This is a genomic window from Pseudomonas sp. MYb13, from assembly GCF_002980075.1.
Taxonomy (GTDB): Bacteria; Pseudomonadota; Gammaproteobacteria; order Pseudomonadales; family Pseudomonadaceae; genus Aquipseudomonas; species Aquipseudomonas lurida.
In genome coordinates this window covers 23,235-30,755 of the sequence record NZ_PCQI01000027.1, presented here as the reverse complement: position 1 = coordinate 30,755, position 7,521 = coordinate 23,235, and the positions used below count along the sequence as shown (strand labels likewise).

Annotated in this window: 7 protein-coding genes and 1 tRNA gene; all 8 read right to left on the bottom strand. The window is 62.2% G+C overall.

The window, feature by feature from the left end; translation table 11 throughout:
* Positions 1-2 precede the first annotated feature (2 nt).
* Positions 3-75 (bottom strand) — tRNA-Val (locus CQ002_RS27275).
* Positions 76-182: 107 nt separating this feature from the next.
* The gene (locus CQ002_RS27270) at positions 183-947 is read right to left on the bottom strand and encodes an SDR family oxidoreductase (protein ID WP_034107583.1); all 765 of its coding nucleotides are present in this window, start codon (positions 945-947) and stop codon (positions 183-185) included.
* Positions 948-958: 11 nt separating this feature from the next.
* Positions 959-2,170, bottom strand: a complete 1,212-nt coding sequence (locus CQ002_RS27265) for an O-succinylhomoserine sulfhydrylase (protein WP_105162579.1) — start codon at positions 2,168-2,170, stop codon at positions 959-961.
* Between the two features lie 65 nt (positions 2,171-2,235).
* Positions 2,236-3,741: an amidophosphoribosyltransferase gene (gene purF / locus CQ002_RS27260; protein WP_034107587.1), complete on the bottom strand. Its 1,506-nt coding sequence runs from the start codon at positions 3,739-3,741 to the stop codon at positions 2,236-2,238.
* Between the two features lie 41 nt (positions 3,742-3,782).
* Positions 3,783-4,340: a CvpA family protein gene (locus tag CQ002_RS27255; protein WP_003192538.1), complete on the bottom strand. Its 558-nt coding sequence runs from the start codon at positions 4,338-4,340 to the stop codon at positions 3,783-3,785.
* Between the two features lie 258 nt (positions 4,341-4,598).
* A complete protein-coding gene (locus CQ002_RS27250; RefSeq protein WP_034107589.1) occupies positions 4,599-5,261 on the bottom strand; it encodes an SPOR domain-containing protein in 663 nt (220 codons plus the stop codon).
* Complete coding sequence (gene folC, locus CQ002_RS27245; RefSeq protein ID WP_105162580.1) at positions 5,245-6,552, bottom strand: bifunctional tetrahydrofolate synthase/dihydrofolate synthase; 1,308 nt, start codon at positions 6,550-6,552, stop codon at positions 5,245-5,247. Before folC ends, CQ002_RS27250 begins: the two co-directional genes overlap by 17 nt.
* The gene (gene accD / locus CQ002_RS27240; RefSeq protein WP_034107593.1) at positions 6,549-7,469 is read right to left on the bottom strand and encodes an acetyl-CoA carboxylase, carboxyltransferase subunit beta; all 921 of its coding nucleotides are present in this window, start codon (positions 7,467-7,469) and stop codon (positions 6,549-6,551) included. The genes folC and accD overlap by 4 nt, the downstream gene beginning before the upstream one ends.
* Positions 7,470-7,521: the final 52 nt, after the last annotated feature.

Below are 7,521 nucleotides of genomic sequence, written 5' to 3'. Positions count from 1 at the left end.
GGTGGGTGATGACGGGATCGAACCGCCGACCCTCTGCTTGTAAGGCAGATGCTCTCCCAGCTGAGCTAATCACCCTTTGCTTCGTTGAGGCCGCGAAATTTACGCAGGTAGCGGACCTAAGTCAATAGCCCGCTTGAAGTTTTTCTGAAAAAGACAAAATAGCTTCAAGACGGCTACCCGCCCTACTCGCTGTAAATCATCTTCTTGCTCATGCCACCGTCCACGACAAACTCTTGCCCGGTGACAAACCCCGCCTGACGCGACAGCAACCATGCGACCATCGCCGCCACGTCTTCTACGGTACCCACCCGGCCCGCCGGATGCTGGGCGTGGTCGGTATCGCTCAACGGCTCGGCGCGACGGGCCGCAGGATCACGCGCATCGATCCAGCCAGGGCTGACCGCATTCACCCGGACTTCCGGCCCCAGGCTCATCGCCAAGGCATGCGTCAGGGCCAGCAGGCCACCTTTGCTCGCCGCATAGGCCTCGGTGTCCGGCTCCGACTGGCGAGCCCGGGTCGACGCCAGGTTGACGATGGCACCGCCATGGGCACGCAGATACGGCGCGCAGTGCTTGGCCAATAACATCGGCCCACTGAGGTTCACGGCGAGCACTCGGTTCCAGTAGGCCAGGTCGAGGCTTTCCAGGGTGATGTTGCGCGGGTCGGCCACGGCCGCGTTGCAGACCAACGCGTCCAGCCGCCCAAACTGCCCCAATACTTCGGCGACACCCTGGGCCACTTGCTTCTCGTCGGCCACGTCCATGCTGATAAACCAGGCGTTTTCGCCCAGCACCTTGGACACCTTGGACCCACGCTCGCGGTCCAGGTCGGTCAACACCACCTGCCAGCCTTCACTGATCAGCCATGCGGCAATCCCGAGACCAATGCCCCGGGCCGCGCCCGTGACCAGCGCGACACGCCCGTTACCGGCGGCCGCGGCTTCCATGGACCACTCGATCACAAGGCCGCCAGCCCGCGAGCCAGGTCAGCTTGCAAGTCAGCGACGTCTTCCAGGCCGACCGCAATGCGGATCAGGCTGTCACGGATACCTGCCGCTTCACGCTCCTGTGGCGCCAGACGACCGTGGGACGTGGTGCTCGGGTGGGTAATGGTGGTCTTGCTGTCCCCCAGGTTGGCCGTGATGGAGATCAGGCGCGTCGCATCGATAAAGCGCCAGGCGCCCTCTTTGCCACCCTTCACTTCAAAGCTCACCACAGCACCGAAACCACGCTGCTGGCGCTGGGCCAACGCGTGTTGCGGGTGACTCTTGAGGCCGGCGTAATGCACCTTCTCGATACCGTCCTGCTGCTCCAGCCACTCGGCCAGCGCCTGGGCGTTGGCGCAGTGGGCCTTCATGCGCAGGCTGAGGGTTTCCAGGCCCTTGAGGAAGATCCAGGCGTTGAACGGACTCAAGGTCGGGCCAGCCGTGCGCAGGAAACCGACCACTTCCTTCATCTGCTCGCCGCGACCCGCGACCACACCGCCCATGCAACGACCCTGGCCGTCGATGAACTTGGTGGCCGAATGCACGACAATGTCAGCGCCCAGCTTCAACGGCTGCTGCAGCGCCGGGGTGCAGAAGCAGTTATCGACCACCAGCATGGCGCCCTTGGCATGCGCCACTTCGGACAACGCAGCGATATCCACCAGCTCGGCCAATGGGTTGGATGGCGACTCGACGAACAGCAACTTGGTGTTGGCCTTGATCGCTGCCTCCCAGCCGGACAGGTCCGCCAGGGGCACATAGTCCACTTCGATGCCAAAGCGCTTGAAGTACTTCTCGAACAGGCTGATGGTGGAACCAAACACACTGCGCGATACCAGCACATGGTCGTCGGCACTGCACAGGCTCATCACCACGGCCAGGATTGCTGCCATGCCCGTCGCCGTGGCCACCGCTTGCTCGGCACCTTCCAATGCCGCAATACGCTCTTCGAACGCACGCACCGTCGGGTTGGTATAACGCGAATAAACGTTGCCCGGCACTTCACCAGCAAAACGCGCAGCGGCGTCGGCCGCCGTGCGGAACACATAGCTGGACGTGAAGAACATCGGGTCACCGTGCTCACCTTCCGGGGTGCGGTGCTGGCCGGCGCGCACAGCCAGGGTATCGAAAGCTACGCCATCGAGGTCGCTGTCCAAGCGACCGGCATCCCATTCCTGACTCATGCTGCGACTCCTTACTCAATTCTTTATTTAAGATACAAAACCGGCCCCTCAGGGCCGGTTGTCACTCAGTTGTTGTACAGGTCGATGATCGCGCTGACCGCCTGGGTCTTGATCTTCGACGAGTCGTTCCGCGCCTGCTCGATCTTGTTCAGATAGGCGTCGTCGACGTCACCGGTCACGTACTTGCCGTCGAACACGGCGCAGTCGAACTGGTCGATCTTGATCTTGCCACCGCCGACCGCTTCGATCAGGTCCGGCAGGTCTTGATAGATCAGCCAATCGGCACCGATCAAGTCAGCCACGTCCTGGGTCGAACGGTTGTGAGCGATCAGCTCGTGGGCGCTCGGCATGTCGATACCGTACACGTTCGGGTAACGCACGGCAGGCGCTGCGGAACAGAAGTAGACGTTCTTCGCACCGGCTTCGCGGGCCATCTGGATGATCTGCTTGCAGGTGGTGCCACGTACGATGGAGTCATCCACCAGCATCACGTTCTTGCCGCGGAATTCCAGCTCGATGGCGTTGAGCTTCTGGCGTACCGACTTCTTGCGCGCAGCCTGGCCAGGCATGATGAAGGTCCGGCCAATGTAGCGGTTCTTCACGAAGCCTTCGCGGAACTTGACACCCAGGTGGTTGGCCAACTCCAGCGCAGCGGTACGGCTGGTGTCCGGGATCGGGATCACCACGTCGATGTCGTGCTCGGGACGCTCGCGCAGGATCTTCTCGGCCAGCTTCTCGCCCATGCGCAGGCGCGCCTTGTACACCGAAACGCCGTCGATGATCGAATCCGGACGCGCCAGGTAGACGTGTTCGAAGATGCACGGGGTAAGTTTCGGCGCCACGGCGCACTGGCGGGTGTGCAGCTTGCCATCTTCAGTGATGTACACCGCTTCGCCTGGCGCGAGGTCGCGGATCAGGGTGAAGCCCAGCACGTCCAGGGACACGCTTTCGGAAGCGATCATGTACTCGACGCCTTCGTCGGTGTGACGCTGGCCGAACACGATCGGGCGAATGCCGTGGGGGTCACGGAAGCCGACGATGCCATAACCGGTGACCATGGCCACCACTGCATAACCACCGACGCAACGGTTGTGCACATCGGTGACGGCGGCGAACACGTCTTCTTCGGTCGGCTGCAGCTTGCCGCGCTGGGCCAGCTCGTGGGCGAACACGTTGAGCAGCACTTCCGAGTCGGAACTGGTGTTGACGTGGCGCAGGTCAGATTCGTAAATCTCCTTGGCCAGCTGTTCAACGTTGGTCAGGTTACCGTTGTGCGCCAGGGTAATGCCGTAAGGCGAGTTGACGTAAAACGGTTGAGCTTCGGCCGAAGTCGAGCTACCGGCAGTCGGGTAACGCACATGGCCAATGCCCATGTGCCCGACCAGGCGCTGCATGTGACGCTGGTGGAACACGTCACGTACCAGGCCATTGTCCTTGCGCAGGAATAACCGGCCGTCGTGGCTGGTCACAATACCGGCAGCGTCCTGGCCGCGGTGCTGGAGGACGGTTAGCGCGTCATACAGCGCCTGATTGACGTTCGACTTACCGACGATACCGACGATGCCACACATGCGACGCAACCCCTACTTAATGAATCTTGACTGAACACAGCTTACTGAGGCGTTTTGGCCGGTAAGAGGTGCTCCTTGAACGGAAGATCAGCGGGTACGCTGATTCCGCTGGCCAGCCACTGACTGCTCCACCCCAGAATGAGGTTCTTGGACCAATCTGCAACCAATAGAAATTTTGGCACGAGTACCGACTCCTGCCACCACGAATCCTGCTGTACCGGCCCCAGGCTCAACAGCCCGACCGCCACGACCACCAGCAATGCGCCACGCGCGGCGCCGAAGGCCATGCCGAGAAATCGATCGGTCCCGGAGAGGCCGGTGACACGTATCAACTCGCCAATAAGATAATTGACCATTGCTCCCACCAGCAGCGTGGCGATGAACATGATGGCGCAGCCCGCGATGACGCGAGCCGAAGGTGTCTCGATGTATCCGGCCAGGTAGACCGACAATGAACCGCCGAACATCCAGGCTACGACTCCTGCGATGATCCAGGTCAGCAACGACAGTGCTTCTTTTACGAAGCCGCGGCTTAGACTGATCAAAGCGGAGATGGCGACGATGGCAACGATCGCCCAATCAACCCAGGTAAATGGCACGTTTGAGCCTACGGACGGATAAGGCGGCGCATTTTAGCAGAGCGTCGGGCTGTCGGTAAGCTGTGATTGTCAGTGCCTTGCAAATCAGTACTTTGGGGCGAGCGAATCCGATCTCAACCCCATCACCAAACCAATGTGGGAGCGGGCTTGCTCGCGAATGCGGTGGGCCAGTGACAAATACGTCAACTGATCCACCCTATTCGCGGGCAAGCCCGCTCCCACATTTGAAGCGCATGGCCAACCGCAGTCGGCAGTTGCTCAGCCGCGCTCAGGCTGGAAACGGGTCACGAAACCCTTGAGGTTCTGCTGGCGATCCAGCAGGTCCCGCAGGCGGTCCGCCTCGGCACGCTCGATCAGCGGACCGATAAATACGCGGTTCTTGCCGTCGGCGCTACGGATATAGGCGTTATAGCCCTGGCTACGCAGTTTCTTCTGCAGGGCGTCGGCACCTTCGCGATTACCCAGGCTGGCCACCTGGATCGACCAACTGATGGGCAAGCCATTCGGATCGATACGGCTCTGCCCCACATCCGGCTTGCCCGGGGCGGCAGGTTGCGGTGCGACCGGTTTGGGCGCGGGTGCGGGCGCAGCAGGCTTCGCGGCGACAACCGGCGCGGTGGGCGCTGGCTTGACCACGGGCACACTAGGTTGCACCGGCATCGACGGTGCCTGCTGTGCAGCCACCTCCTCATCGGTCGGTACGGGCTCTTCTTCCGGCAACGCCTGGGGCTCAGGCACCACCACCGGTTCAACCTGGACCTGAGGCACTGCGGGCGCCTGGGGGGCGGCCGGGGCTTCGACAACCACCTGACGCTCTTCGTCCTGGCGAGAGAACAACATCGGCAGGAAGATCACCGCCAATGCCACCAGAACCAGGGCTCCGACCATTCGCTGCTTGTATGCGCTATCCAGTAATGCCATGTGCAGCTTCCTCCGTGGAGCGCCGGGCCAACCACTCAAGCGCCTCGGCAACACAATAAAATGACCCGAACAACAGAATCTCATCATCGGGCGTGGCAATGGCGCACTGTGCTTCAAGGGCATCGGTCACGCTTGCATACGACGCCACCGGTGCACCAAGGTTCTGCAAGGCCACTTCCAGTTCGGCGGCCGGACGGCTGCGCGGCGTATCCAGCGGCGCTACGGCCCACGCCTGGACATTGCCGAGCAAGGGCGCGACCACGCCTTCCAGGTCCTTGTCGACCAGCAAGCCGAATACGGCGAGACGACGACCGACCGGCGGCGTGCGTGACAGGCGCTGCGCCAGGTACTCGGCCGCATGCGGGTTATGCCCCACATCCAGCAGCAGGTTCAGGCGCTTGCCCTGCCATTCGAACTCGCGACGATCCAGGCGCCCTGTCACGCGCGTCGCTAGCAAGGTGGCGGCGATCTGCTCGGCATTCCACGGCAGATCCAGCAGCAGATACGCCTGCAGCGCAAGCGCGGCGTTTTCCATCGGCAGGTTCAGCAGCGGCAGGTCGCGCAGCGCTACAGCCTGGCCACGGGCATCGTGCCCCTGCCATTGCCAGCACTGTTCACCGATCTCAAGGTTGAATTCGCGGCCGCGCAGGAAAAACGGGCAGTCCAGCTCGCGCACCTTATCCAGCAGGGTATGCGGCGGATCCACGTCACCACACAGGGCAGGCTTGCCCTGGCGGAAGATCCCGGCTTTTTCATAGGCCACGGATTCGCGGGTATTGCCCAGGTAGTCGGCATGGTCCACACCAATACTGGTGACCAGCGCCAGATCGGCGTCCACCACGTTGACCGTATCCAGGCGCCCACCCAGGCCGACTTCCAGCACCACCACATCCAGTTGCGCACGCTCGAACAGCCAGAACGCCGCCAGGGTGCCCATCTCGAAGTAAGTCAGGGAAGTCTCGCCTCGGCCAGCATCGAGTGCGGCGAAGGCCTCGCAGAGTTGCTCATCAGTGGCTTCGACGCCATTGAGCTGCACCCGCTCGTTGTAACGCAGCAGGTGCGGGGAATTGTAGACGCCAACTTTCAGGCCTTGGGCCTGCAGCAGCGCCGCGACAAAGGCACAGGTAGAGCCCTTGCCGTTGGTGCCGGTCACCGTGATCACGCGCGGTGCCGGCCGGCCCAACCCAAGGCGGGCCGCTACCTGTTGCGAGCGCTCCAGGCCCATGTCGATGGCGGACGGATGCAACTGCTCAAGGTAGGCGAGCCACTCGCCCAGGGTACGCTGGGTCATAGGTTCGCAGGCACCGGCGGAACAACGATCGGCTCGACTTTAGGCGCGACGTAGACTGGGGTCGGCAGGCCCATCATTTGTGCCAGCAGGTTGCCCAGGCGTGGACGCAGCTCGCCGCGCGGGATGATCAGGTCGATCGCACCGTGCTCCAGCAGGAACTCGCTGCGCTGGAAGCCTTCTGGCAGTTTTTCACGCACGGTCTGCTCGATCACGCGCGGGCCGGCAAAGCCGATCAGTGCCTTTGGCTCGCCAACGATCACGTCACCCAGCATTGCCAAGCTGGCGGATACGCCGCCGTAGACCGGGTCGGTCAGTACGGAGATGAACGGGATGCCTTCTTCACGCAGACGCGCCAGCACCGCAGAGGTCTTGGCCATTTGCATCAGGGAGATCAGGGCTTCCTGCATGCGCGCGCCACCGGAGGCGGCGAAGCAGATCATCGGGCAACGGTTTTCCAGGGCGTAGTTGGCGGCGCGAACAAAGCGCTCACCGACGATGGCACCCATGGAACCGCCCATGAACGAGAACTCGAACGCCGACACCACGACAGGCATGCCCAGCAGCTTGCCGCTGACGGAAATCAGCGCGTCTTTCTCACCGGTCTGCTTCTGCGCAGCACTCAGGCGGTCCTTGTACTTCTTGCCGTCGCGGAACTTGAGACGGTCAACCGGTTCCAGGTCGGCGCCCAGCTCGTTGCGGCCTTCGGCGTCCAGGAAGATGTCGATGCGGGCGCGGGCGCCGATACGCATGTGGTGGTTGCACTTGGGGCAAACGTCCAGGGTCTTTTCCAGCTCCGGGCGGTAGAGCACCGCGTCGCAGGATGGGCACTTGTGCCACAGACCTTCAGGAACCGAGCTTTTCTTCACCTCGGAACGCATGATCGAAGGGATCAGTTTGTCTACTAACCAGTTGCTCATGCTTTCTTTCTCCAGTACCGGTGGCTTGAACACAGCCCCGCGTATGCCCTTG

Bases quoted from the DNA above. Each gene is read 5' to 3' on its own strand.
- CQ002_RS27265 (WP_105162579.1), bottom strand. From the start codon at position 2,170: ATGAGTCAGGAATGGGATGCCGGTCGCTTGGACAGCGACCTCGATGGC.
- folC (WP_105162580.1), bottom strand. From the start codon at position 6,552: ATGACCCAGCGTACCCTGGGCGAGTGGCTCGCCTACCTTGAGCAGTTG.
- CQ002_RS27270 (WP_034107583.1), bottom strand. From the start codon at position 947: ATGGAAGCCGCGGCCGCCGGTAACGGGCGTGTCGCGCTGGTCACGGGC.
- CQ002_RS27250 (WP_034107589.1), bottom strand. From the start codon at position 5,261: ATGGCATTACTGGATAGCGCATACAAGCAGCGAATGGTCGGAGCCCTG.
- purF (WP_034107587.1), bottom strand. From the start codon at position 3,741: ATGTGTGGCATCGTCGGTATCGTCGGTAAGTCGAACGTCAATCAGGCG.
- accD (WP_034107593.1), bottom strand. From the start codon at position 7,469: ATGAGCAACTGGTTAGTAGACAAACTGATCCCTTCGATCATGCGTTCC.